Source organism: Cohnella ginsengisoli, from assembly GCF_029525555.1.
Taxonomy (GTDB): domain Bacteria; phylum Bacillota; class Bacilli; order Paenibacillales; family Paenibacillaceae; genus Cohnella; species Cohnella ginsengisoli.
On sequence record NZ_JAPDHZ010000003.1, the window covers coordinates 164,425 to 187,778 of the forward strand.

The window sequence follows — 23,354 nt, forward strand, 5'->3', positions numbered from 1 at the left end:
CGGAGGAGGATATCTTTCGATATCCATCCCCCTCCGGATTTGATGCGAATCGATATTTATTTGTTTGCGGTCGCTTCGGCGCGCATTTTTACGATCTTCTGCGCCTTGACCGTATCAGCGGCCAGAACGTCCTTCCAGCCCAGGCCTTCGACGTCCTTCTGCATTTTCGTCCACAGCTGGTCAAACTCTGCCTGATTTTTCGCGAATACCATCTTCCAAGATGTGTTCTTCACGTAGTCGGAGATTTGGCTGCGCTTATTTTTGATATCCGAGGAATCCGACCCGAGACTGGTATTGATATTCGGCACGATATCGATCATGTTGTTTTTCAAGTAGTAATCCGTCGCGTTCTCGGCGTTGTACGTCTTCTGCCAGTCCGTCGTCAGCACGGTCTTGTTCGCTTCTAGCGTCGCGTTCCAATAGTTGCTGTTATAGAACTCCTTGGTGTCCGGATCGAAGGTGAAGTCGCTCATGATCATCGTGTTCAGCTTGCTTTGTCCGTCCTGGTAGCCGCCGCCGCCGTACTCGTCCGGCACGGGGGTGTTTTTCTGGAAGGCGGTCTGTCCGACTTCGGTCAGCTGGAACTTGCCGTCCGCCGTCTTCTCGTAGTTGAAGCCCTCGAAGCCGTTCACGTAATAGCGCAAACCTTCGGGCGAGGCGAGCCAATCCATGAACTCCATGATGCGGTCCGCATATTTCGTCTTCGCGCCGATCGCGAACGCTCTTCCGTTGCCGTAATAGGCGTCGCTGTTTTGGATGATGTGGGTGTCGGCGATCGGAACCGCTACGTTGCCGTCCCCGTTCTTGCCGCGCTCGATCGAATTGTAGAAGCCGCGCTGCCAGGAGTACCACAGGAGCAGCACCTGCTTGTTGGTGAGCTTCTCGGCGACCTTGTTCCAATCTTGCGTCGGCGAATCGGGATCGACCAGCCCCATCTGATTGGCTTTAAAATAAAATTGGAGGATTTTCTTATACATGCTGTTGTCGTCGATGATCGGCACGATATCGCCCTTCGCGTTCAACTGGATCGTCGTTGTGCTGTCCGGCTTTTCATAGCCGTACCAGTTGCCGATCCAACGCACGTTTTCCATAGCGCCGGTGCCGCCGTCCCAGTCCTTCCACAGGGAGATCGGCACGATCGGCTTCCCGTCCGGCGTCTTCGGATACTTCTCCTGCATCTGCTTCAGCACGTTCAGCAGGTCGTCCAGGTTGTTCAGCTTCGGCGCGCCGACGCCCTTGTAGTAATCCCAAGGCATGATCGGGCTGGAGTAAGGAATCTCTTCGGAGAAGGTCGTCGGCGACGTGTCCGCCTCGAACGTCGGCAAGCCGTAGATCTTGCCTTCCGGATTAACCTTGTCGAAGCCCGCGTTAAACGGCTTGAAGTGTTTGTCGACATACTGGGACAAGTACTTCGTGTTTTTGATCTTGTCCGTCATATCCATGACGAGACCGGCAGGGATCAGTTCTTCCAACTGGCTGTTGTCGACGATCACCAGATCGCCCAGATCGCCCGCCGCCGTGCGGGTCTTGTAAAGCTGATCGCCGGCGACCTGCGGCGCGAGAATGTTCAAGGTGATGTTGAACTTATCCTTGACGAGCTTGCCGTACCACCCGGTCTGTTCGCCCTGGTAGTTGGCCGCGTTGTCGAATACGGTGATGGTGATCGGCTTGCTGTGATCGATCGCCCCGGCGGACTGGGATGCGCCCGCGCTGGCGCTTGCGCCGGACGGTGCGGACGCCGAATTATTTTTGGATCCGTCGCTGCACGCGGTCAACGCGGCGGACGCCAGGAACAAGCCCGTCAACGATACGACCAACGATTTCTTGGCCCATTTTCTGCTGTCGCTCATGTGAAACCCCCATTTGGTCAATTTATTATAATGGCGCAAGCGAAGGTCAGCCTTTCACCGCGCCGATCATAATCCCTTTTACGAAGAACCTTTGGAATATCGGATAGATCAGCAATATGGGCGCCACGACGATGATGGTGACCGTCATCCGGATCGAGGTCGTCGTCTGTTTGGTCGACAGGCTGGACATCGCCGTCGAGCCCGCGTTTTGCAGGTTGACCATCGTCGACAAAGAGCTCGCCTGGTTGATGTAGTTGTACAGGATGAACTGCAGGCTGTACAAATTGCTGTCCGTAACCAAGAGCAGCGTATCCTGGAAGGAATTCCACTGATCCACGGCCGCGAAGATGGCGACGGTCGCGAGGATCGGCTTGCAGATCGGCAGCATGATGCGGAAGAAGATGGTCATCACCCCGGCCCCGTCGATGCTGGCCGCCTGCTGCAGCTCCTTCGGCGTCGACTCGACGAACGTCTTGACCAGGATAATGAAGAACGGAGAGACGATCACCGGCAACACGTAAGCCAGAAAGTTGTTGGTCAGGTGCAGCGATCTCATCGTCAAGTACCAGGGAATGATCCCGGCGCTGAAGAACATCGTGATCACCGTGAACCGGTACCAGAACTTCCGCGCCCACATGTCCTCCTGCGAGAACATGAAGCCCAGGAAGGCGGAAGCGCCCACCGTCAGACTCGTGCCGATGACCGTTCTTCCCAGCGAGATGAGCGCCGCGTGGCCGAGCCCGGGGGATTTTGAACACGTCGATGTAATTCTGGAAGTGAATATGCTTCGGGAAAAACACGACGTCGCCTCGGGCGCTGATATCGTTCGCGCTGATCGTGTTGATGATGATCGAGTAAAAGGGATAGACGCAGATCAGCGCAAACAGGGAGAACAGCGTATAGATGACGACGGAAATGAACTTGTCCGTCGCGCTGAGCTTATAGCCCGACTTTTTGTCCGCTCGGCTTTGATAAATCGCTTCGGGTACCAGCTCGGTCGTATTGTCGCTCATACGATGCCCTCCCCCTCTTAACATTTTGGACAGTCCGTTCACCGAGAAGAGCAGCACGACGCTGATCAAGCTCTTCAGCATGCTGATCGCGACGGACACGGAGTAGCTGCCGCCACCCATGGCCAGGTTGTACACGTACAAATCCAGAACCTGAATGCTGTCCTTGTTGAATGCGTTCTGGAAGACGAAATACTGCTCCAGGCCGTTGTTCAGGAAGCTCGCGATCTGAAGCATCAGCAGCACGAAGTACGTCGGCAGCATGCTCGGCAGAACGACGTGGCGGATCACCTGCATTCTTGTCGCGCCGTCGACGTGGGCCGCCTCGTAGAGGGAATCGTCGATCCCCATGATCGCGGCGATGTACAGAATGGCGGACCACCCGAGCGCTTTCCAGGTTGTCCACATCCACATCGTGAGCCACACGTGGTCGGAGCTCTGGAGGAACAGGATCGGCGCGTCGGTCAAGCCCAGCTGCCGCAGCATGCCGTTAATGACGCCTTCACTCGAGAACATGGAGAAGGCGAGGGAGTATACCAGCACCCAGCTGATGAAGTTCGGGAGCGTGGTGACCGTCTGGATGAACTTCCGGAAGCGTACGGCCTTGATCTCGGTGAGGAAAATGGCAAAAACCATCGGAAGCCATGAGAAAAGCAGGCTCAGTCCGCTCAAGCCGAACGTGTTCTTGATGACCTGCAGCAGCTGATCGACTTTCACCTGGTTTTCGACCAGCGATCTGAACCACTGCAGCCCGACGAACGGCGACTTGGACAGCGGAATCGGAGGCGTGTAGTCGAAGAACGCGTATACCCATCCGTACAAGGGGTAATAGGCGAAGATGAACAGCAGGATCATAAAAGGAGAGATATAGAGAAACTTCCTGAACGACGTGCTTCTCTTGTTGTAACTTAGCATGCGCACTCCGCCTCTCCTCTTCGTTTCGAATGGGCCTTTCCTTTCATATCGATCTCCCTTCCTTCGTGCCATGCAGCATTGGTGGCGCTTTCATGTTTCCATTATAGGCACCCGTACATACCCGGAACTACGTGCATCTTTTTACTTGCTTAACGATCGTTTACTCGTTTGTAAGCGCTATATATTCCAAAGGAAAGAACCGCACAATAAATGTGCGGTTCCGGTGTCGCGGGGCACGGCGGGAAGATCGTCAACCAGGCGCTCATTCGGTACGATTATTCGCTGCCGGACGGCAGGCTGTTCAGCGGTACGGCCGAGACGAACGAAGTCATCGTGCAGGCGATCGCCGCTCCGGCGCCGAGACTGCAAAAAAGCGCCTCGCAGCGGGAAGTTGAAGTGGGAAGCCGGGTGGCGTTCGCCGTCGAGGTGTCCAATCCCACCCCGCTGGTCTTTCGCAATCTCGTTCTGATCGATCGCGCGCCGCTCGGCCTGCAGTGGGTGCCGGGGACCGTGTCCGTCGGCGGGGAATCGCGGACTGCCGCAAGTCCGGATGCGGGCATACCGCTCGGGTCGCTGTCTCCGGGGCAATCCGTCCTCGTCAAGTTCCAGGCGCTGGCGGCGTTCGATCCGCCCGATTCATCCGCGGAAAACGAGGCGGAGCTGCGCTTTGAATTCGTGTTCCCGAACGGCCGGACCGGAACCGGGACCGCGCGCTCCAACCGGGTCATCGTCGCCATCGTCGAACAAGAGGAATAGGCGCACAAAAAAAACCTCCCGTCGGCCAATCGCGGGAGGGCTTTGCCGCTGTCAGGTATCGAACGTCGAAGCCAGCATCGACTCGGCGCGCTCGATCCATTTGCCGTTCGTAAAATCGGGAAAAGCGACCGGCGCGCCGCCGGCGTGAACCGATTGCTCGGACAGCGCCGTGACAGCCATCCAGGTGGCCATATCGTAGACGTCGATCGGCGGACTCGTCCGCGACTTCACGGAATCCAGGAAATCGCGCAGCACCAAATAATCCATCCCGCCGTGGCCGCCCTTGACGCCGTCCTTCAAAAAGCGCTGCCACACCGGATGCTCGTACCGTTCCAGGTACGAATCGAACGGCTCCCATTCATGCGCGGGACTCGCGCCGTCGATATAGATCGCGTTGCCGTCTTCCATCCAGACGCCCTTCGTGCCCTGCACCTGTCCGGCTCTGGAATAGGGCCTCGGCAGCGAAGTATCGTGCGTCAGCAGGATCGTCTCCCCATGGGCGCACTTCATCATCGTCGTGACGATGTCGCCGAGCTCGATCGGCGAACGCGACGCGCGATGTTCCGGCCCGAGATGCTCGCTCGCCCAAGCGTTGATTCCTCTCGCCTTGGAGGCGATCGAAGCGACGCTCACGATCCGGTTGCCGCGGTTAATATTGAGACAAGCGGCAGGCAAGCCGAGCCCGTGGGTCGGGTAAAGGTCGCCGTTGCGGTTCAAATAGTTGTGAATGCGGTAATGCCGGTTTTCGATCCCCGTCGCCACTTCCTCGCGCAGATCGTGCAGATAGCCCCCCCGGCAATGAATCAATTCGCCGAACAATCCTTGCCTGACCATGTTCAGCACGGCCATCTCGCTGCGTCCGTAGCAGCAGTTTTCCAACAGCATGCACGGCACGCCGGTCGCTTCGGACGTCCGCACCAGCTCCCAGCATTCCTCGAGCGATGCCGCGCCCCCGACTTCGGACCCGACATACTTTCCCGCTCTCATCGCGGCGATAGCGATCTCCGCGTGACTCGTCCAGGAGGACGCCACGATGACCGCTTCGATGTCTTCCCGCGCCAGCAGCTCTTTATAATTTTGATACAGCGCAGGAACCGGGTGCGAAGCGCTCTGCGCATCCGCTGCCGCTTGAAGCAACCGATCCTCGTACAGATCGCTTATCGCAGCGACTTCGACGCCAACCATTTCCCGCAGCAGGGCGAACAGGCTTTTCCCCCGTTGGCCCAAACCGATGACGCCGATCCGGACGTTCGCGGACGATGCTTGCATGCTTCCATCTCTCCCCCCGACAAATTGTGAATTCCTGTTCAACACGATTATGCTATCATGAGCATAATTAGTTGTATTTGTCGTTCCTCGCGATCAAGTTGTGAATTTCCGTTTCATGAAGAGGTGAGAAAGATGCCGCCGGGATTTAAGCAGCCCCGCACGCGGCCTTTGGACGTCCGCGAATTCGCGCCAAGCGTTCACTTTGCCGAATATCAACGAATACCGCCCGCCGGCGGCTATTCGCGCCGTCTGTACGACAGCGAGCTGATGTATGTCTACTCGGGCGGCATCCGGGTGCATTTCGAGGACGAAGCTTCTCCCCTCGCGTTGTTCGCGGGGGGATCTGCTCGTACTGCCTCCGGCCGTAGCGCACCGGATCGAGCTGACGGGCACGCCGGACACCCGTCTGCTCGGTCTTCACTTCGATCTGTACGACGAGGTGGAGATCGCGTTCGAGCATCAGTTGGTCATCAAGGAAGGGGAAAACGCGGAGGAGCGGATCGGCTATTGGCCGGTTGCCGCAAACGGGAGTCTCGTCTTCGCCCGAAGCTACCGCGCGGCGCCTCTCGAGCTCGTCTCCTGGCTGGAGCACGCCGCCGAAGCCTACCATGCGAGCCGCCCCGCCGCTTCGCTCGCCTGCCGCGGCTATATGCAGCTCGTCTTGTCCGCGCTCGTCGGTCTCTCGCTCGAGGCGCAGAGCCGGACCGTCACCGCCTATCAGAAGCGGCTGCTCGAATTGAGGGCGGATCTCCATCAGAGTCTCCGGCTGCCGCATACGAACAGTTCGCTGGCACGGCGGCTGAACGTCAGCGAGGATTACTTCATCCGTCTGTTCAAGCAGCTGTTCGGCGAGTCGCCACAAAAATACGTGCAGAGGCTGCGCCATCAGGCGGCCAAGCGCTATCTGCTCGAGACGGACGAAAAAGTCGAGCGAATCGGCGCGCTCGTCGGCTACGACGACCTCCATAATTTCAGCCATGCGTTCAAAAAGTGGCAGGGCATCTCCCCCCCAGCAGTACCGGAAGCGGTTCAGGGGCGGGGTTTCTTGAGGGCAGGCGATGCGGAATGCGCTCTGAGGCATTCGCGCTACAGCCTGGACCGGTATTGTTGCCACACCCGTCGCAAATGCGCAAAATCCTCCTCGTCGAACGCTTCGCCGGAGGCTGCGATGCGCCGGATATAATAGGTGACCGGAATGCCGAGCAGCGGCTGAAGCTGGATGTAGGCCCGCCAGCTTTTTTTATCGCGCATCAGATCGTTGTCCGGGTCGATCAGCCACGCTAGGTTGCACATTCGGGCGATGTGGGCCCGGTTGCGCATGATGTCCGCGGCGCGGCGCGATTCGCCGTCCAGATCGTTGAGCCGGAGTACGTCCGCAATGTCCGCAAAATAAGGAATGGCCCTATGCGCGAACAGCACGGCGTCCGGCTTGACGGCCTTCATGGCCGAATATACGGCCCGAATATAGTCGCGCAGCAATTCGACGCCCCACGAGCCGGGAATAGACGTGCGCGGGATGGTCTTCGCTGAGCAGCGCCAGGCTGGTCGACAAGTAGTTGCGATAGGTTCTTCGCTCGGAAGCGATATTTTGCGTAAAGTCGATCTTGAAGCCGTCGGCGTTAAGACAGTCCGGCGCATCGCCGATCATCAAGCGAACCTGCTCCGCGATGAATGCGCGCATATCGGTCCATTTCAACGGGTCCGGAGCGGCCAGCGCATCCTGCTTCGCCCATTTATAATCGATGATGATCGTGCCGGGGTGAATGCCATGCTCATCCATATGCGCGATATAAGAGCGGTACTTGTCCTCGGTCGCGTAGGCGCCGACATTCAGAAAATGTCCGTTTTCCGTTCCGTCGTGATCGCTGCGATAGTCGTATCGCTGTTGCCCCCACCCGCAAAACATCGGCTCGCGCCACCAGGACGGCTGCGGCGGTCGCCCGGCTGCACCCGCGCTTCCTTCCGGCCGCAAGACGACGGCCAGCGCCCGTACGTATTCTTCGACAGCCTCGTTCTCCCCGGCCGCCAGCTTGCATCCGAACCGAAGGACAGGCGTGCGAAAACCCGCTTCCCCAACCGTCGTATGTCCCTCGTAATCCAGTCTGAACGAAAAATCTCCGCCGGGCGAGACGGCATAATCGAAGCCCAGGAAGTTGAACGCGCCGGACGCGGCGACGATGCCGCAGCTTACCCAGCGGTCGGTCTGCTGCAGGGCATAGCAAAAGGGAGGCGGACTCAGCCACTGCTGACAGTTCAGCGAATCCGGCTCACTCCGCCTGGTCCTTTTTATTCAAGCCGCGCACCCATTCGATCGTCACGTTCGGATACAGCTTCATGAACTTGTCCGCGATGATCTGACCCGCCCCCCCGCTTCTCCGGGTTCGTCTTCGTCCGGGCGGCATCGGTCGTCGGCGTGAACATCCGCAGATCGACCTTGAGCGTGACGGGCTGTCCGCCAGACAGCATGTCCGCCTGCCGGTCCGAATCGGCCGTTGCCTGCGGGATGGCGCTGGCATGATGCTGGGCTTCAAGCGCGTCGCTCTGCACGGGCGCCCCCCCTCCCCCCCCTCCGGCATACGGCTCCGAATGAAAGCATCCGGCTGTGAGGAGACACGGTATCAAGATCGGCATGCAAAGAAAAACCGGCTTCCATCGCGATTTCATGCTGCCCCAGTTCCCCTTTACGGCTCTCTTATTACAATCTTAATGTCAATGTCGCCTGCGAACAACAAGGTTTTGTTTAGGATTGATTTGCGATTTTTGGATGTTTGAAGACCGGTGGCGCCGCGTTATTGCGCGGATCGCGGGAAGGAGGGTTAGGCGAGGGAGGGCCGGGCATGCGAAAGGCGGGCGGGCACGTGAGGTCCGGGCATGCGAAAATAGCGCAGATTTGCGCTATTCTTCCTATCGCACGAAGGGCGGGTGGGCAAGTGCGGTCCAGGCATGCGAAAATAGCACAGATTTGCGCTATTCTTCCTATCACGTAAAAGGCGGATGGGCAAGTGAGGTCCGGTCATGTGAAAATAGCGCAGATTTGCGCTATTCTTCCTATCACGCAAAAGGCGGATGGGCAAGTGAGGTCAAGGCATACGAAAATAGCGCAGATTTGCGCTATTCTCACTATCACGCCAAAGGTGCGTGGGAAAGTGAGGTCCGGTCATGGGAAAATAGCGCAGATCTGCGCTATTTCCCGAGTCTTCGTTAATAGGAACTCATGTTAAGCACGCGCCTTATCTTTTGGCAGACTCGGCGATCTTCATCGCTTCGTCGGACGTGACATGACCGACGATGGCGTATTGAATGCCGTCCTCCGTCCAGTACAGCTCGGTGAGTTCGGGCTGCGCGAATACGAAGCCGTCATTGCCGTTCACTTGCGTCGCCGTGAACAGATCCGCCGGGAACACGGCGGTCATGCGGCTTGCAGTGAACGTGATCGTCTTGTCGCCCGATGTCGTCGCATAGGTGAAGGTCACGTCCCTAAGCGGTTCGCCGGCCATCCCCGCTCCTACGATATCCTTGAGCGCAAAGCCCTCCGGCACGTCGTTCGGCGCAAGCATTTCCGCGCCGAACGAAGCTTTTGCTTCTTCGGCGGAGGCGAATGGCGTCGAGACAAGCTCCGACAGCTCGGAGCCGGCATTCCCTGCATTCCCTGCATTTCCGGCATTTCCGGCATTCCCGACGTCGGACGAAGGCGACGAGCCGACCGGGCTCTGCGCCGGAACCGGCGCGGATGCGCGCTCCAGCGTCGGCAGCCCCACCATCAGAAACACCGCCAAAGCCGCTGCCGCCGCGCCCGCGGCCCATACACTTTTAGAGACGCGTCTTCGTCCAACTTGCGCCGAGGCCGCCTTTTGCCGGATTTTCATTTTCAGGCGATCGGTCAATTCCAAGTCCTTAAAGAGCGCTTCATCAGCTTCCTTGGCCAGATGCAGACGCAATTCACGATCCATATCCGTCATGCTTCGTCTCCTCCTTGTTCATCGCCCGGGCCAGCGCCTCGCGCGCCCGATGCAGCCTGTTGCGTACCGTTCCTTCCGGAGAAGCCGTCGCTTCCGCAATCTCCCTGGTCGACAGCTCCAAATAGTAATACAGGTATAGCGCTTCCTGGAACGCGGCGGGCAAGCGAAGCACATGCTGGAGCACCTCGCTTTTCTCCAGTCTTCGAAGCGCCTCGTCCTCTACGTTGAACGATGGGCCGTGCTCCAATTTAACCGGGTCGGTCGGCTTTTCGTCGTACATCCGAACGCCCGTCTTGTCCCGGCACACGTTGACGCAGATCGTCGTCAGCCACGTCTTCACCGCGCTGTCTCCCCTGAAGGACGTCCAGTTCCGGTAAGCCCGCAGGAATACTTCCTGGCTGATATCCTCCGCTAAGTGACGATCTCTTGTATAAAAATAAGCCGTACGCAAAACGACTGTTCCGAACGCTTCCATAAGCTGCTCCAGCGCCTCGGCGGGATCCTTCGAAAAACTTTCTTTGGAGCTTAAGCCGGCCGGCTTCATGCGATCATCACCTCCACAACCTATTAGACGGCCTGAGCCCGCGTTTCGCTGCATCGGACGATTTGGTCGCTGCAAAAAAAAGAAGCGCCCCCCTGAATATTCAGGAGACGCGAAAATCGTAAGCATACGCTCGTAGTGTCATGCTTTGCTAAGTCGGGCTGCATCGATGGAAACTTTCCCGCCCAGGCTACTTAACCGTAAAGCGATACGTACCCGAGCCGACGACGAGCGCAAGTCCCGCCTCCGTCTCCGTCAAGTCCGAGATGCCCTCCGCCGCTTCAAGCGGCTGTCGGGACTCCGTCGCGTTCGCCTTGCTCGCGCCCGGCAGCAGAACGTTCGCGGCGGCATTGGCTGGCACCTCGAACTCATAGTCGATACCGCCATCCGGTCTGCGCCGCCAGGCCGATCTTATCTCGCCGTAGGGGGATTCGAGCGTCGCTTCGGCGAATTTCAGCGAACCGCCCGGCACCGGCCTGATCCGGACTCGCTTGTATCCCGGCTCCTTCGCTTCCGTGTCGATGCCCGCCACCGATCCGAACAGCCAGTCGCCGATCGCGCCGTAGGCGTAATGGTTGTACGAGTTCATATCGTCGCTCCAGAAGCTGCCGTCCGGCTTGATGCCGTCCCAATGCTCCCAGATCGTCGTCGCCCCTTTGACGACCGGGTACAGCCAGGACGGGTACTCGCGCCGCTCCAGCAGCTTGTAAGCGAGATCCGCGTGGCCGAACCGGGTCAGCACATGACAAAGGTAAGGCGTGCCGACAAAGCCCGTCGTCAACTGGGTGCCCGATTCTTCGATCAGCTTGGCGAGCCGGTCCGCCGCTTGCTGCCGGGTTCCCTCCTCCAGCAGATCGAACATCAGCGCCACCGCATAGGCGGTCTGCGTCGGCGAAGCGAGCCGCCCGGAAGGCGTGACGTATTCCGCGCGGAAGGCGCGGGCAACGTTGTCGCGCAGCTCGGCGTACTTGACCGCGTCGTCCGCATACCCCAGAACGTCCGCCGACTTCGCCAGCAGGTCGGTCGAATGCGCGTAGAAGGCCGTGGCGATCAGCTCTCTGGGCGTCGCGCCCACATAGCTGTTCTCCTTGGCATCGAGCCCGAGCCAGTCGCCGAAGTGGAAGCCCGTGTCCCACAAAAATTCGCGCTCGCCCTGGGCCCGGATGTATTCGACCCATCCCTTCATGCTGGCATACTGCTCCTGGAGCACGCGCGCGTCGCCGTAACGCTCGTAAAGCACCCACGGTACGATCGCGGCCGCATCGCCCCATGCCGACGAATTCGCGCCGGCGATCGAAACGTCCGGCACGACATGCGGCACGCCGCCGTCCGGCTGCTGGTCCGCGGCCAGATCCCGAAGCCACTTCGCGAAAAAAGACTGCACGTTGCGGTTATACGTGGACGCTCGCACGAACGCCTGCGCGTCTCCGGTCCAGCCGAGCCGCTCGTCCCGCTGCGGGCAGTCCGTCGGCACGTCGACGAAGTTGCCGATCTGGCCCCAGACGATGTTGTCCGCCAGCTTGTTGATCATCGGATCGGAGCACCGGAACTGCCCGGCCGTCTGCAGATCGCTCGTCAGGACGCAGCCGACGAAGCGGCCCGGCACCTGCTCCGGCGGGATGCCTTCGATCTTGACGTAACGGAAGCCCTGGAACGAAAAGGTCGGCTCGAACGTCTCCTCGCCTTCGCCCGAGCATACATAAGTGACGGTCTGCTTGGCGGAGCGCAAATTGCCCGTGTAGAAGTTGCCCTGCTTGTCCAGCACCTCGGCATGGCGCACGGTCACGACCGTTCCCGCCTCGGCCCTGACGGTGAACCGAACCCAGCCGACCATGTTCTGACCCATGTCGAGCAGGGTCTCGCCGCTCGGCGTCGTCCATACGGACAAGGGCACGATCGTATCCACGATCCGCACCGGCTCGCTCTCCTGCGCGACGAGCGCCGTCTTCGGATGCGCGTACGGCGAGACGTTTCCCCATTCCGAATCGTCGAATGCCGGCAGCGACCAATCTTTCCGCGCCAGCCTCGCATCGTAATGCTCGCCGTCGTAAAGTTCGGACCAGCGAAGCGCGCCGTCGCTCCCCAGCCAGCTTCCGTCCGAGCCGACGACGGACTTGGTGCCGTCGGCATACCGCACATGCAGCCATACAAGCGCGGCTCTCGTATCGCCATATTTACTTGTCTTTTGCCAGCCCAGTCTGCCCCGGTACCAGCCGTTCCCGAGCATCAAGCCGAGCGCATTGACTCCTTCTGCCAGCAGCGCGGTAACGTCGTATGTCTGGTACTGCACCCGATGCCCGTAACTGGTCCATCCCGGATTCAGATGCGAATCGTCGGCCGCCTCCCCGTTGACGAACAACCGATACATGCCGAGCGCCGTCGCATATATGCGGGCGGAGGCAACCGGCCGATCCAGACGGAAGCATTTGCGCAAATACGCAATCGGTTCATGTTCCTCTTCGTTCGCGGGCAGCGTATGGGAGATCCACTCGGCTCCCGCCCACGCCTCGCCGGACAAGAGCGCCGTCTCAAAATAAGCTGACGCGCTCCATTCGGACTCCTGGCCCCGGTTGCCCAAACCTTCACCCGGTAGAAGTACCGCGTTCGCGAACGCAGCGGCTCCCCCCTCGTAAGGCACGGCAACCGCACGTTCGCCGGACATCCGTTCCGTATCCCAGGCGAGCCCGCCTTCGAACGAGGCATCCTCCGCGACTTGGATGCGGTACGCCTCCTGAACGACCCCGCGCCGCTCAGAGCGCAGCTTCCAGCCCAGCCGCGGCGACTTGTCGCCGATGCCCATCGGGTTCGACCTGTTGTTGCAGGACAGTCCGTATACTTCGATCTCCGCCATTCGTTCATTCCCCCATACCGTCGGTGAATTGCCGATCCTGATTGCAGTTTAAAGCGCTCTCGTCGGCAATTACATAGGTGAATCGGACAATTTGGAGTGGTAAAATAGACATTTGAACGAAAGGGGAGCATGCCGTGAAGAAGTCCCAATATACGCTGAGAGGCAATGATCTGTTCCGCGGCGACCTTCGCGTCTACGTCAATCGCATCGAGGAAAATTTCGTCGACTCGGCGCTGCACGAGCACGACTTTATCGAACTGAACTACGTCGCCGAAGGAGCCGGCTACCAATATATCGGCGAACAAGTCGTGCCCGCGACCCGCGGCGATCTGTTCGTCCTGCCCGTCGGCCGCTCGCACGTCTTCCGTCCCTATTCCGCGGACAAACGCAGCAGGCTGGTCGTCTACAATGTCGTGTTCGCGCCTTCCCTCCTCACGGAGATCGCCATGACGGCGCCCGAGCTCATGCTCGACAAGATCGTGGCGGCGCAGATCGAGGACGCCAAGGAAGCAGGCATCGCAAAGGACAAGCGGCTCGCCCTGGAACCGCTTTTCGAGCGAATCCACGAGGAGCATGCCGCCCTTCGTCCGGGCGCCTCCGCGATGCTGACCGCGCTGCTGACGCAGATTCTGATCGAATGGACGCGGCTGCGCGAAAAAGCGGCCGGCGCCGAATCCCCCCGCGGCCGCCGTCCTCGACTTCGGCGAAGCCGTCGCCTACGTTCGCGAGCAGGCGCCCGAGCCGCTGACGCAGCGCCAGGCCGCGGAGCGGTTCGGCCTAAGCGAACGGCACTTCCAGCGGCTGTTCGTCCGGCATACCGGCCAGACCTTCCACGCGTTCGTCCAGCGCCAGCGCGTCCTGACCGCCTGCCAGCTTCTTCGCGACGCGCGCCTGAAGCTCGACGCCGTCGCGGGCATGGTCGGCTACCGGGACACGCAGTCGTTTACGCACGTGTTCAAGCGCATCGAGGGCGTTACGCCGGGGCAGTATCGGAGGCGGATGGCGGGGGCGTTCTAATCTGTTGTCCGAACGGACTGGACAGCCCTTATTGTTGCGCCTATCGCGATTTAGGGCCCGCTTGCGGACCCAGGCGCCGCAATTGGGAAATCGCAGGCCCATTCATCCCGTCGACCATTCGTTCTCTCCGGGCTTCAGCACGCGTTCGATCGTCATGCCGCCGATTCGGAGAGACAATCGCGCGTCCATCCCCGCCGGAATAAGGGCACGCACACGGACGGTTCCGTCTTTTCCCGGTACCACCCCGCCCGGATGACGCCCGGCGGCGTCCATACGTCGGCTTCGGCGAACGACAGGCCGTCCGGCAGGTACGGGCGGATTTGCATGGAGGCGCTCTATCGGGAATACGGCTCGCAATTGCCCGGCTACGAAGCCGTGCTCTACGCACGTTTTTCCTGTTACCACTCCGCGACGCTGCCGTCTTGATGGCGCCATATCGGATTTTTCCAGTCGTGTCCGATCTCCGCCATCTTACGCACATGCGTCTCGTCGATCTCGATACCGAGTCCGGGACCGTCCGGGATCGTGACGCAACCATCCACGTAGTTGAACACTGACGAGTCGACCATATAGTCGAGCAAGTCATTTCCTTGATTATAGTGAATCCCCAGGCTCTGCTCTTGTATAACCGCATTATGGCAAGTCGCGTCCACTTGCAGGCAAGCAGCCAGCGCGATCGGTCCGAGCGGGCAGTGCAACGCAAGCGCTACGTCGTAAGCTTCCGCCATGCTCGCGATTTTCTTGCACTCGGTGATGCCGCCTGCATGCGACACGTCCGGTTGAATGATATCGGCGTAGCCGTCCGCGAGCAGCCTTTTGAAGTCCCACCGCGAGAACATCCGCTCGCCGGTCGCGATCGGGATATTCGTAGCGGACGCGATCTCCCGAAGCGCCTCGTTGTTCTCCGGAAGCACGGGCTCCTCGAGGAACATCGGACGGAATACTTCCAATTCCTTGGCCAGAATCTTCGCCATCGGTTTGTGGACGCGGCCGTGGAAATCGATGCCGATGCCCAAATACGGACCGACGGCTCCGCGGACCGCAGCCACCCTCTTCAGCACTTCGTCGATTTTTTCGTACGAATCGATATATTGCAATTCCTCCGTCGCGTTCATCTTGACGGCGGTGAAGCCTTCGGACTGCGCGCGCAGCGCGGCTTCCCCCACGTCGGAGGGGCGATCCCCGCCGATCCAGGAATACACCTTGATCTTCTGGCGGCAGGCTCCGCCCATCAGTTGATAGATGGGGGCTTGGTGGTATTTCCCCTTAATATCCCACAGCGCTTGATCGATTCCCGCGATGGCGCTCATCAACACGGGACCGCCGCGATAGAAGCCGCCTCTGTACATGGCCTGCCAATGATCCTCGATCGCGAGCGGATCCTTGCCGATCAGGTACCCGCTCAACTCTTCGACCGCGGCTCGCACCGCGCGCGCTCTGCCTTCCACGATCGGCTCTCCCCAGCCCGTTATTCCTTCATCCGTATCGATCTTCAGGAACAGCCATCTTGGCGGCACGATAAACAATTCGATACCCGTAATTTTCATAATCCGCTTCCCTTCGCATGAATGGCATTGATCATATCTTGAATATGAGACTTCATGAGCGTTCTGGCTTGCTCCGCCTCTCGCTCCCGGATCGCGATGGCGATCAATCGATGATAACAGGCAGCCTTCTCCCGCATATACGGCAGCTTATCCGTCTCCCTCCTCCCTTGCGCCGACAAATCCGCCACGACGGACAGCATTTGGGCAAGCAGCGGGTTGCCTGCGCCTTCGGCGATCTCCTGATGATAGCGGACGTCCGTCTGAAAATGATCCTCGCCTCGCTCCATCTTCGCCTCCATCAGATCCGACCATTCACGGATCGACTTGGCCTGGGCCGCAGACGCCCGCATGGCGCAATAAGCCGCCAGCTCCGGTTCGATCGCAAGACGCGCCTCCAGCAGTTCAAGCAGCGAACGCGTCTCCATACCTTTGATCGGAGCCATCGGATCTTCGAGAAGGCTCGGATCGTTGCGGACGAAAATGCCTCTGCCATGCTCGATACTGACGACGCTACGGCTCTCGAGCAGGCGCAGCGCTTCTCTCACTGCTGTCAGACTGAGTCCGTACAGCGACGCCAACTCCTGCATCGTCGGCAGACGTTCGCCGGGCTTCCACGCTCCGGCGCGGATTTGTTCCTGGATTTGCTCGATTACTTCTTCATGAGCCAGCTTCTTCATCAGCGTCTCCCGTACATCATTTCGTTAATTGATATGATCTTATATAAATAAAGGTAATATCTTTATTCTTGATTTGTCAATCCTTGCATTTGCGGCAGGCAGCAATCTACTTTGTTCAATTTGATCCAGGCAGCGGCTATAATCAAGTTGATCGCAAAATGAAGTTCCTGCCAAATGGCGAAAATAGGAGGCTCGTAAAAGGATGAGCATGCGTAAACGTCCGATAATCGGCATCGATCAACCCTGCTCGGTCATCGTCATGGGCGGCGTTCCTCTCGGGACGCGGCTGGACGAGCGGCAGTCCATGCGGCTGCTGGATCTCTATGCGGATGCCGGAGGCAACATGGTCGATACGGCCGAAGTATACGGCAGCTGGGTGCCGGGCAAGGCGAACGCGAGCGAGCTCGTGATCGGCAAATGGATGAAGTCGCGCGGCAACAGAAGCCGCATGATCGTGACGACGAAGGGCGGGCATCCGGATCTGGGAGCGATGAACGTCTCCAGACTTCAAGCGGCCGACATCAGAGCCGACGCCGAAGGCAGCCTGCGCCGGCTGCAGGTCGACGCGATCGACCTGTACTGGCTGCACCGCGACGACCGGTCGATCCCGGTCGCCGAGCTTCTCGGCTCGCTCGGCAGGCTGGTCGAAGAAGGCATCATCAGGAGCTTCGGCTGCTCCAATTGGGAGACGGACCGGATCGCGGAGGCGAATCGCTTGTCGGCGGAGCAAGGCTTGCCGCCGCTGGCCGCCAATCAGGCATGGTGGAGCCTCGCAAGCCTGGATAAGGCGCATATCGAGGATCAGACCGTCGTCGTGCTGGACGAGGCGATGTACCGTTATCATGCGGAGACGAGCCTGCCGCTCTTCGCCTACTCGTCGCTGGCCAAGGGCTTGTTCGCCAAGATGGAAACCGCCGCCCGGGCGGGGACCGCTTATGAGGCGCCGCCCTTGTACAGTCTTCCGGCGAATAAGCGCCGGTTCGAGCAAGCGAGGCTTATCGCCTCGGATCGGGGCGTATCGATCTCGCAGGTCGCCCTTTCCTATATCGTCTCGCGCCGCCTTCCCGCCTTTGCCGTCGTAGGCGCGACGGACGAATCGCAGCTCGCGGATAGCCTCGGCGCAGGCGACTTGACGCTTCGCGAAGAGGAGCTTGCCCTGCTCGATAACGGCCAGTTTTCCGGATAAATCAAGCCGAGCCTCTTTGTAAGTGGCTCGGCTTGTCATTTTCGCGGCTGTTGTCACCTTATCGCGCCCAGGCAATATGCTGTAGCAAAAGGAAGATGCTCCATTATTCGTCTTTGATCGTATTTTTTGAACAAGAACCGGACGAAAAGGATGTTCTGGCCTACGAGGCGAAATTCTGGGACTTGTTAAGCGAAGCCAGCGGCATGGACCATGCGGCATGGCCGGCGGACATTCCCGAGGACACGGACAGCCGACGTGGGAGTACTGCTTCGACAACGAAAGGTACTTCGTCTATTGTGCGACGCCGGCGCACCGATCCCGACAAAGCCGCCATTTCCCGTTTTTCATGCTTGCCTTGAAGCCCCGCTGGGTATTGGATCGCTGGCACGCGCATCCTGCACGCGCGGCCGCTACGATTCCGTTCATCCGCGCCCGCTTGGCCGCCTACGACGAAGCGCCGGCGCATCCCGAACTGAAGCCTTACGGCTCGCAGGGGGAATCTCGAGTACAAGCATTTTTTGCGGGACAACGACACGGCGTTGGCGGGCTGTCCTTTTCGCCGGGGGATCAAGAAAGAGAATGCGGAGTAGAAGCGTTAGCCGCTCCTGTCCGCATGAACGGGAATCTGCGACGATCGGTCGGCCGTCCGTGCCCGCTGTCCCTCCCTATTCCTCGAGCTCGACGGCAAGCGCATGAACGTACGGCGTCGGCCGCCGGTCGGGCAGGCGCACGATCAACGCTCCGTAAGGCTGTTCAAACGGGACTTCCCCGGCGCCGAGCAGCTTGACCGACTTGACCCGCTCGGCTTCCGTCAGCGTGCGAATCATCGCGATTCCGTCTGCCGGCCAGCGCATCTGGAAGGCATAGAGCATGTTGCCGCGCCGCGTAAACCGGAAATCCGCCGGCGTCCAATCGACTGCATCTTCCTTGAAGTGGTCGATCACGACGCTTGAAGGCCCCTCGCCGAATACGCGAAACGGGCGCGTTCCATAGACGGCCTCCTCGTTGATGCTTCTCCAGGCGGCCATTTCCCGCAGTAGATGGGTGCACTCGTCGTCCAACGTGCCGTCCGGCTTCTGCGGAATGTTCAGCAGCAGGTTGCCGTTTTTGGAGACGATGTCCACCAAAATCTCAATGACGTGCGCCGGCGTCTTATACACCGCGCGCACGTCATAGAACCATCCGCCCACGCAGGTGTCCGTCTGCCAGGGCTCGGGCTTGATGTCGCTCTCCTGGCTGCGTTCGATATCCAGAATGCCGATGGAATTGACGCTCTGCCGCCGATCCTTCTGATTGTATACCGCCTGGTTAACCCCGCCGTGCAGGCTTGCGCTCTTATTGTACAAGTAGGCGATCGCCTCCAGCCCGGCTTCGAACGCGACCGCCTCGTCCGACTCCGTCGCGCTCTCCTCGATTCTCCCGAAGGGCAGGGCGCCGTCGGAGTAGAGCAGATCCGGCTCATATTGATCGATGAGCTCTTTCATGACCGCCAGCCAATGCCGGTGCCAGCTTTCGTTCGTCGTATACCAGGGCTCCAGGTCCCACATGCCTTTGTTCGGGTCGTAGTGCTCTCTATTGGGCAAGTACAAATCTTCGTAAGCCGGGTCGTTGCCATCATAAGGAACATTGGCATACTGCCCCGTTTTATCGCTGCCTTTGTTCGGCGCAAACCAGCTGAAGGTCGCCCCCATGTGCTCGGTCAGACCGAAAGGCAAGCCCTTCTTCAAAGCCGCGGCTCTCCACAGGGCTACGATGTCCTTCTTCGGTCCCACCTGCGCCGCATTCCACTTATGCAATTTGGAGTCGTAATTAAAGAAGTTGTCATGGTGCATCGCCTGCGCGACGAAGTACTTGGCGCCCGCTTCCGCATACAGCTCCATCAAGGCGTCGGGATCGAACTTCTCGGCCTTCCAGCGCTGAACGATATCCTTGTAGCCGAATCCGGACGGATGTCCGTACACGCGGGCGTGGTGGCGATATTGGTCCGTATTTTCGATATACATATTACGGGCGTACCAGTCGCCGAACATCGGGACGGACTGCGGGCCCCAATGGGACCAAATGCCAAGCTTCGCATCCCTGAACCATGCCGGACACGCGAAGGTCCTTAAAGAATCGAACGTCGGTTTGAACGGTCCGTTTTCCAAATCAGCTTTCAACGCAAGCACCTCCGGTTATCGATTCCTATTGAGACAGTCCCGCTTCAAATGGAGACAGACCCATGGTAGCACCGGTATGCTATCCTGAAGAAGATACAAACCTAACCATTGCTTGTATAAAACTAACCATCCTTGCAGGTGAATGATATGAATAACCAGCTCTCTCGCAAACGGCTTTTACAGATGTACCTGTCCAATTTGCAAGTCAACGTAACCGCGTTAGGGTTTAATCCCGTCTGGTCCGATTGGCGCGGCATCGATTATACGCCCGACTATAACAAGTTTTATTTCATTACGGACGGAGAAGGGTGGCTGAAGATCGGCGACCGGGAGCTCTACCCGAAGCCAGGCCAGCTCGCTCTCATGCCTGAAGGCGTCCGACAATCGTACTCGGCCATTAACGACAAGCCGTACACGAAATTCTGGTGCCACTTTACGGCGAAAATCGGAACGATCAACTTGTTCGACCTGATTCGTCTCCCCCTGGATGATCGACGTGCGGGAGGATGACGGCCTGCCTGCCGATCTGTTCAAAGAGATGCTCCGGCTCCAACGGGCCGATACACTGTCCTCGTCGCTGCATGTGAACGCCTGTCTGCTGCGGCTCATCGGATACTTTCTCGACCGCTCCGAGCCCATCGACATCCAGCTCGCGCACGCCGAAACCTCCGACCTCCTCCGCGCCGTGCTAACCTACATCGACGATCATTTTCAGCGGAACATCACGGTCCAGGAGCTGGCGGATTTGACGCATATGCATCCCAATTCCTTTATTCGCCTCTTCAAAAAGCACTTCGGCACGACGCCGATCCAATACGTCAACCGCAAACGAATCGACAGCGTGAAGCGGCTGCTCACCTCTACCGATCTCACGCTGTCCGAGATCGGCGAACGGACGGGCATTCCCGATACTTCCTATTTGTCCAAGCTGTTCAAATCGGCGACCGGTCTGTCTCCGACGCATTATAAATTGCTGGCCAGCCGTGAACCGGCGCCGCGCGCTGCGCGCAAGAAAAAGCCGTCCAAGGTCGACGATACGACGATGTGACGGCTCCTCGAATGTCTTGCGGCGAGGTCAGACGATATTTTCTTTTTTCAGGGTAAGGATCGATCGTCCGGATCGTTCCGTCCTCGTCGTAGCGCAGCTCGGCATACTTGACGCAGCGCTTGTGATTGACGCCGCCAGACAGGGAGCTGTCGTGGTAGAAAAGATACCACTTGTCCTGAAACCGGACGATAGAGTGATGAGTCGTCCAGCCGATAACGGGCGTCAGGATAATCCCCTTGAAGGTGTAGGGTCCGAGCGGATCGCGGCTGACGGCATAGACCAGCTTGTGCGTCGTCCCGGTCGAGTAAGACAGGTAATACAAGCCATTATGCTTGTGTACCCACGGTCCCTCGAAGTAGCGCCGGTCTTCGTCGCCCGCGAGGATCGGGCTACCGTCTTCGTCTAGGATCGCGACCTCCCGCGGCGTACCTTGGAGCGACAGCATATCTTCGCTCAGCAATGCGACGCGCGGCCCGAGCGCCGGAGCGTCGGGCGCGAGCGCTTGCGGATCCGGCCGGAATTCGCCGGTCCGCCACTTCTCCAGCTGGCCGCCCCACAGCCCCCCGAAGTACATATAGCTGCGGCCGTCATCGTCGACGAGCACCGCCGGATCGATGCTGAAGCTGCCCTCCATATAGTTCGGCTGCGCCTGGAAGGGCCCTTCCGGGGATGCGCCTGTCGCCACGCCGATCCGGAAAATCCCCTCTTGGTCGCGTGCCGGGAAGAAGAGATAATACATGCCGTTCTTGTACGCGGCATCCGGCGCCCACATCTGCTTGGACGCCCACGGAACGTCCCGAATATGCAGCGCTTCGCCGTGATCGACGACCGGCGAATCGAAGTTGTCCAAGGACAGGACGTGGTAATCCTCCATCCGGTATTGGTCGCCGTTGTCGTTGCTCTCGCCGTCATGGTCGAGATCGTGCGAAGGGTAAACATAGATACGCCCGTTGAATACGTGCGCGGACGGATCCGCCGTGTAAATATGGGTCACGAGCGGTTGATTCGGCTTCGGAGCCTGGTTCATTCGAGGTTCACTCCATTTCATGGATAGGTCCGCCCTTGGCATAGCGGAAATAATCGAAGTCCGCGAAGCCGCCGCGCTGGCGGGTCGCATAGTTGAACAAGCCGATCCGGTAGCCCATGAAGTGATCCAGCGTATACTTCATCTTCAGGGGACGGCCGATGGTCTTCCACCCTTCGCCTTCGGCTGCATAAGCAAAGACTGCCGTATCCGCGCTCTCCCTGAAGTCAAAATCGATCTTCAAACGGATGACCTCGCAGGCGAACGGCAAGCTTTCGACGATCTCCTCGCTTCCGTCTTCTCCCCGCATGCACATCGCGACGCGCCGCTCCCCGCTCTCGCCGGCCCAAATGCCGACGGTGCCGAAGCCGCTCTGCAGCGCGGCCAGGCCGGCGCGATCGCCCGGCTTCATCCCGGTCGCGTCCAGCACCGTCTCCCCGGCGCAGGTCGGACCTTCCGTCCGCTGCGTCAGCGTATTGCGGGCCCGCTCGATCCGGTCGGCGATCGGTCCCGTCGCCAGCCGCAGCCAGCCCGGGCGCTCGGTCACCGACCAGAGACTGTCGTCCGGGTTATGGTTCCACTGCCAGTTCAGCGCGAGCTTGTTGTCCGTATAATCGAATTCGTCGCCGATCACGAGCGGCTTGGGCGCGGAGTCCGGCAGCGGCACCTCGAACGTCTTGGGTACCTGGCCAGCCTCGCCGAACACCGGCCAGTCGTCCTCCCAGCGCATCGGCACGACGCATGGAAGCCGGCCGACGGCGTCGCGGTCCTGGAACAGCGCCGCGTACCAATCGCCTGCCGGCGTATCGACGATGCCGCCTTGGGCGACGCCGTTGTTGCGATAGCCCAGATCGTCGTCGAGCGCGATGCGGCGCTCGTAGGGTCCGAGTAGCTCCCGCGATCGGTAGACAATCTGCCGCCGGCGCCGGTTGCCGACGCTCGGCCATTCGATGAAAAACAGATAATAGTAGCCGTTCAGTTTGTAAGCATGGCAGCCCTCGCAGCGCAGACCGATGCCGTCGCGCTCCGTCTCGAACAACAGCCGATCGATCCCGCCCTCCCGAAGGGCCGATGCATCGTCCGTCAACTCCTGGATGCGAATGTCGCCGTTGCCGTAGATGACGTATACGCGTCCGTCGTCGTCGAACAGCAGGCTCGGATCGTGATGCAGCCCCTCGATGACGGAGCGCTCCCAGGGACCCTTCTCGATATTGGACGTCCTGTAAATGTAAAACCGGTTCATGTCGTTGCAGCTGAAGGCGACGTAGAACATGCCTTCACGGTACCGAAGGCTCGCGGCCCACGATCCGTTGCCGTATATGCCCTTGCCGTCGATCAGATTGTGGGCGTCATTGTCCTCCAGCTTGTCGAAAACGTAGCCCACGAGCTCCCAGTGCATCAGATTCTCTGACTTCATGATTGGACAGCCGGGCATCGAATGCATGCTGGTGCTGACCATATAGTAGACGGAACCGACCCGGATGACGCTGACGTCCGGGACGTCGGCCCAGAGGATCGGATTGGCGACGGTTGTATGCATAGCGA

Annotated in this window: 19 protein-coding genes and 3 pseudogenes; 7 read left to right on the plus strand and 15 right to left on the minus strand. The window is 59.4% G+C overall.

Features of this window, described 5'->3' with window-relative positions; genetic code table 11:
- Positions 1 to 56: 56 nt before the first annotated feature.
- The 3 genes and pseudogenes from OMP38_RS11910 to OMP38_RS34645 form a co-directional block, all read right to left on the minus strand.
- Positions 57 to 1,850 (minus strand): type 2 periplasmic-binding domain-containing protein, encoded by a 1,794-nt coding sequence (locus tag OMP38_RS11910; RefSeq protein ID WP_277565372.1) that lies wholly within the window; start codon positions 1,848 to 1,850, stop codon positions 57 to 59.
- Positions 1,851 to 1,896: 46 nt separating this feature from the next.
- On the minus strand, positions 1,897 to 2,505 hold the full coding sequence (locus OMP38_RS11915; RefSeq protein ID WP_338130564.1) for a carbohydrate ABC transporter permease: 609 nt from the start codon (positions 2,503 to 2,505) through the stop codon (positions 1,897 to 1,899).
- Positions 2,506 to 2,908: 403 nt separating this feature from the next.
- A pseudogene (locus tag OMP38_RS34645) lies at positions 2,909 to 3,847 on the minus strand (ABC transporter permease subunit); the annotation flags it as partial.
- Positions 3,848 to 3,985: 138 nt separating this feature from the next.
- On the opposite strand from OMP38_RS34645, the gene OMP38_RS11925 reads away from it, so the two are divergent.
- Positions 3,986 to 4,531 (plus strand): hypothetical protein, encoded by a 546-nt coding sequence (locus OMP38_RS11925; protein WP_277565373.1) that lies wholly within the window; start codon positions 3,986 to 3,988, stop codon positions 4,529 to 4,531.
- Between the two features lie 51 nt (positions 4,532 to 4,582).
- Here OMP38_RS11925 and OMP38_RS11930 read toward each other — a convergent pair whose 3' ends face one another.
- Positions 4,583 to 5,800 carry a Gfo/Idh/MocA family protein gene (locus OMP38_RS11930; protein ID WP_277565374.1) on the minus strand — a complete coding sequence of 406 codons (1,218 nt, stop codon included), beginning with the start codon at positions 5,798 to 5,800 and terminating at the stop codon, positions 4,583 to 4,585.
- Positions 5,801 to 6,071: 271 nt separating this feature from the next.
- On the opposite strand from OMP38_RS11930, the gene OMP38_RS11935 reads away from it, so the two are divergent.
- Complete coding sequence (locus tag OMP38_RS11935) at positions 6,072 to 6,983, plus strand: helix-turn-helix domain-containing protein (RefSeq protein ID WP_277565375.1); 912 nt, start codon at positions 6,072 to 6,074, stop codon at positions 6,981 to 6,983.
- On the opposite strand, the gene OMP38_RS11940 is transcribed toward OMP38_RS11935, so the two are convergent.
- From OMP38_RS11940 to OMP38_RS11965, 6 genes are all read right to left on the minus strand, one after another.
- Positions 6,887 to 7,243 carry a hypothetical protein gene (locus OMP38_RS11940; RefSeq protein WP_277565376.1) on the minus strand — a complete coding sequence of 119 codons (357 nt, stop codon included), beginning with the start codon at positions 7,241 to 7,243 and terminating at the stop codon, positions 6,887 to 6,889. The two genes, OMP38_RS11935 and OMP38_RS11940, sit on opposite strands and share 97 nt — an antisense overlap.
- On the minus strand, positions 7,203 to 7,772 hold the full coding sequence (locus OMP38_RS11945) for a hypothetical protein (RefSeq protein WP_277565377.1): 570 nt from the start codon (positions 7,770 to 7,772) through the stop codon (positions 7,203 to 7,205). The genes OMP38_RS11940 and OMP38_RS11945 overlap by 41 nt, the downstream gene beginning before the upstream one ends.
- A gap of 314 nt (positions 7,773 to 8,086) precedes the next feature.
- Positions 8,087 to 8,347, minus strand: coding sequence for a hypothetical protein (locus tag OMP38_RS11950; protein ID WP_277565378.1), 261 nt, complete (start codon positions 8,345 to 8,347; stop codon positions 8,087 to 8,089).
- A gap of 683 nt (positions 8,348 to 9,030) precedes the next feature.
- A complete protein-coding gene (locus OMP38_RS11955; protein ID WP_277565379.1) occupies positions 9,031 to 9,759 on the minus strand; it encodes a DUF4367 domain-containing protein in 729 nt (242 codons plus the stop codon).
- A complete protein-coding gene (locus OMP38_RS11960; protein WP_277565380.1) occupies positions 9,740 to 10,303 on the minus strand; it encodes an RNA polymerase sigma factor in 564 nt (187 codons plus the stop codon). Before OMP38_RS11960 ends, OMP38_RS11955 begins: the two co-directional genes overlap by 20 nt.
- A 187-nt stretch (positions 10,304 to 10,490) precedes the next feature.
- The gene (locus tag OMP38_RS11965; protein WP_277565381.1) at positions 10,491 to 13,151 is read right to left on the minus strand and encodes a glycoside hydrolase family 78 protein; all 2,661 of its coding nucleotides are present in this window, start codon (positions 13,149 to 13,151) and stop codon (positions 10,491 to 10,493) included.
- 134 nt (positions 13,152 to 13,285) lie between these two features.
- Here OMP38_RS11965 and OMP38_RS36630 point away from each other — a divergent pair, with 134 nt between their 5' ends.
- Positions 13,286 to 14,371: an AraC family ligand binding domain-containing protein gene (locus OMP38_RS36630; protein WP_277565382.1), complete on the plus strand. Its 1,086-nt coding sequence runs from the start codon at positions 13,286 to 13,288 to the stop codon at positions 14,369 to 14,371.
- A gap of 195 nt (positions 14,372 to 14,566) precedes the next feature.
- Here the strand turns inward: OMP38_RS36630 and dgoD are convergent, their stop codons facing one another.
- Positions 14,567 to 15,715, minus strand: a complete 1,149-nt coding sequence (dgoD, locus tag OMP38_RS11975; protein WP_277565383.1) for a galactonate dehydratase — start codon at positions 15,713 to 15,715, stop codon at positions 14,567 to 14,569.
- Complete coding sequence (locus OMP38_RS11980) at positions 15,712 to 16,392, minus strand: FadR/GntR family transcriptional regulator (protein ID WP_277565384.1); 681 nt, start codon at positions 16,390 to 16,392, stop codon at positions 15,712 to 15,714. Before OMP38_RS11980 ends, dgoD begins: the two co-directional genes overlap by 4 nt.
- A 202-nt stretch (positions 16,393 to 16,594) precedes the next feature.
- Between OMP38_RS11980 and OMP38_RS11985 the strand changes: the two genes are divergently transcribed.
- A complete protein-coding gene (locus OMP38_RS11985; protein WP_277565385.1) occupies positions 16,595 to 17,578 on the plus strand; it encodes an aldo/keto reductase in 984 nt (327 codons plus the stop codon).
- Between the two features lie 95 nt (positions 17,579 to 17,673).
- A pseudogene (locus OMP38_RS11990) lies at positions 17,674 to 18,038 on the plus strand (YqcI/YcgG family protein); the annotation flags it as partial.
- 205 nt (positions 18,039 to 18,243) lie between these two features.
- On the opposite strand, the gene OMP38_RS11995 reads toward OMP38_RS11990, so the two are convergent.
- Positions 18,244 to 19,737, minus strand: a complete 1,494-nt coding sequence (locus OMP38_RS11995; protein WP_277565387.1) for an alpha-L-fucosidase — start codon at positions 19,735 to 19,737, stop codon at positions 18,244 to 18,246.
- Between the two features lie 147 nt (positions 19,738 to 19,884).
- Here OMP38_RS11995 and OMP38_RS12000 point away from each other — a divergent pair, with 147 nt between their 5' ends.
- Both OMP38_RS12000 and OMP38_RS12005 read left to right on the plus strand, forming a co-directional pair.
- Positions 19,885 to 20,247 carry an AraC family ligand binding domain-containing protein gene (locus OMP38_RS12000; protein ID WP_277565388.1) on the plus strand — a complete coding sequence of 121 codons (363 nt, stop codon included), beginning with the start codon at positions 19,885 to 19,887 and terminating at the stop codon, positions 20,245 to 20,247.
- Positions 20,234 to 20,785, plus strand: coding sequence for an AraC family transcriptional regulator (locus OMP38_RS12005; RefSeq protein WP_277565389.1), 552 nt, complete (start codon positions 20,234 to 20,236; stop codon positions 20,783 to 20,785). The genes OMP38_RS12000 and OMP38_RS12005 overlap by 14 nt, the downstream gene beginning before the upstream one ends.
- A gap of 52 nt (positions 20,786 to 20,837) precedes the next feature.
- Here the strand turns inward: OMP38_RS12005 and OMP38_RS12010 are convergent.
- Positions 20,838 to 21,812 (minus strand): annotated as a pseudogene (locus OMP38_RS12010) (glycoside hydrolase family 43 protein); the annotation flags it as partial.
- 7 nt (positions 21,813 to 21,819) lie between these two features.
- A complete protein-coding gene (locus tag OMP38_RS12015) occupies positions 21,820 to 23,349 on the minus strand; it encodes a glycoside hydrolase family 43 protein (RefSeq protein WP_277565390.1) in 1,530 nt (509 codons plus the stop codon).
- Between the last annotated feature and the right edge of the window lie 5 nt (positions 23,350 to 23,354).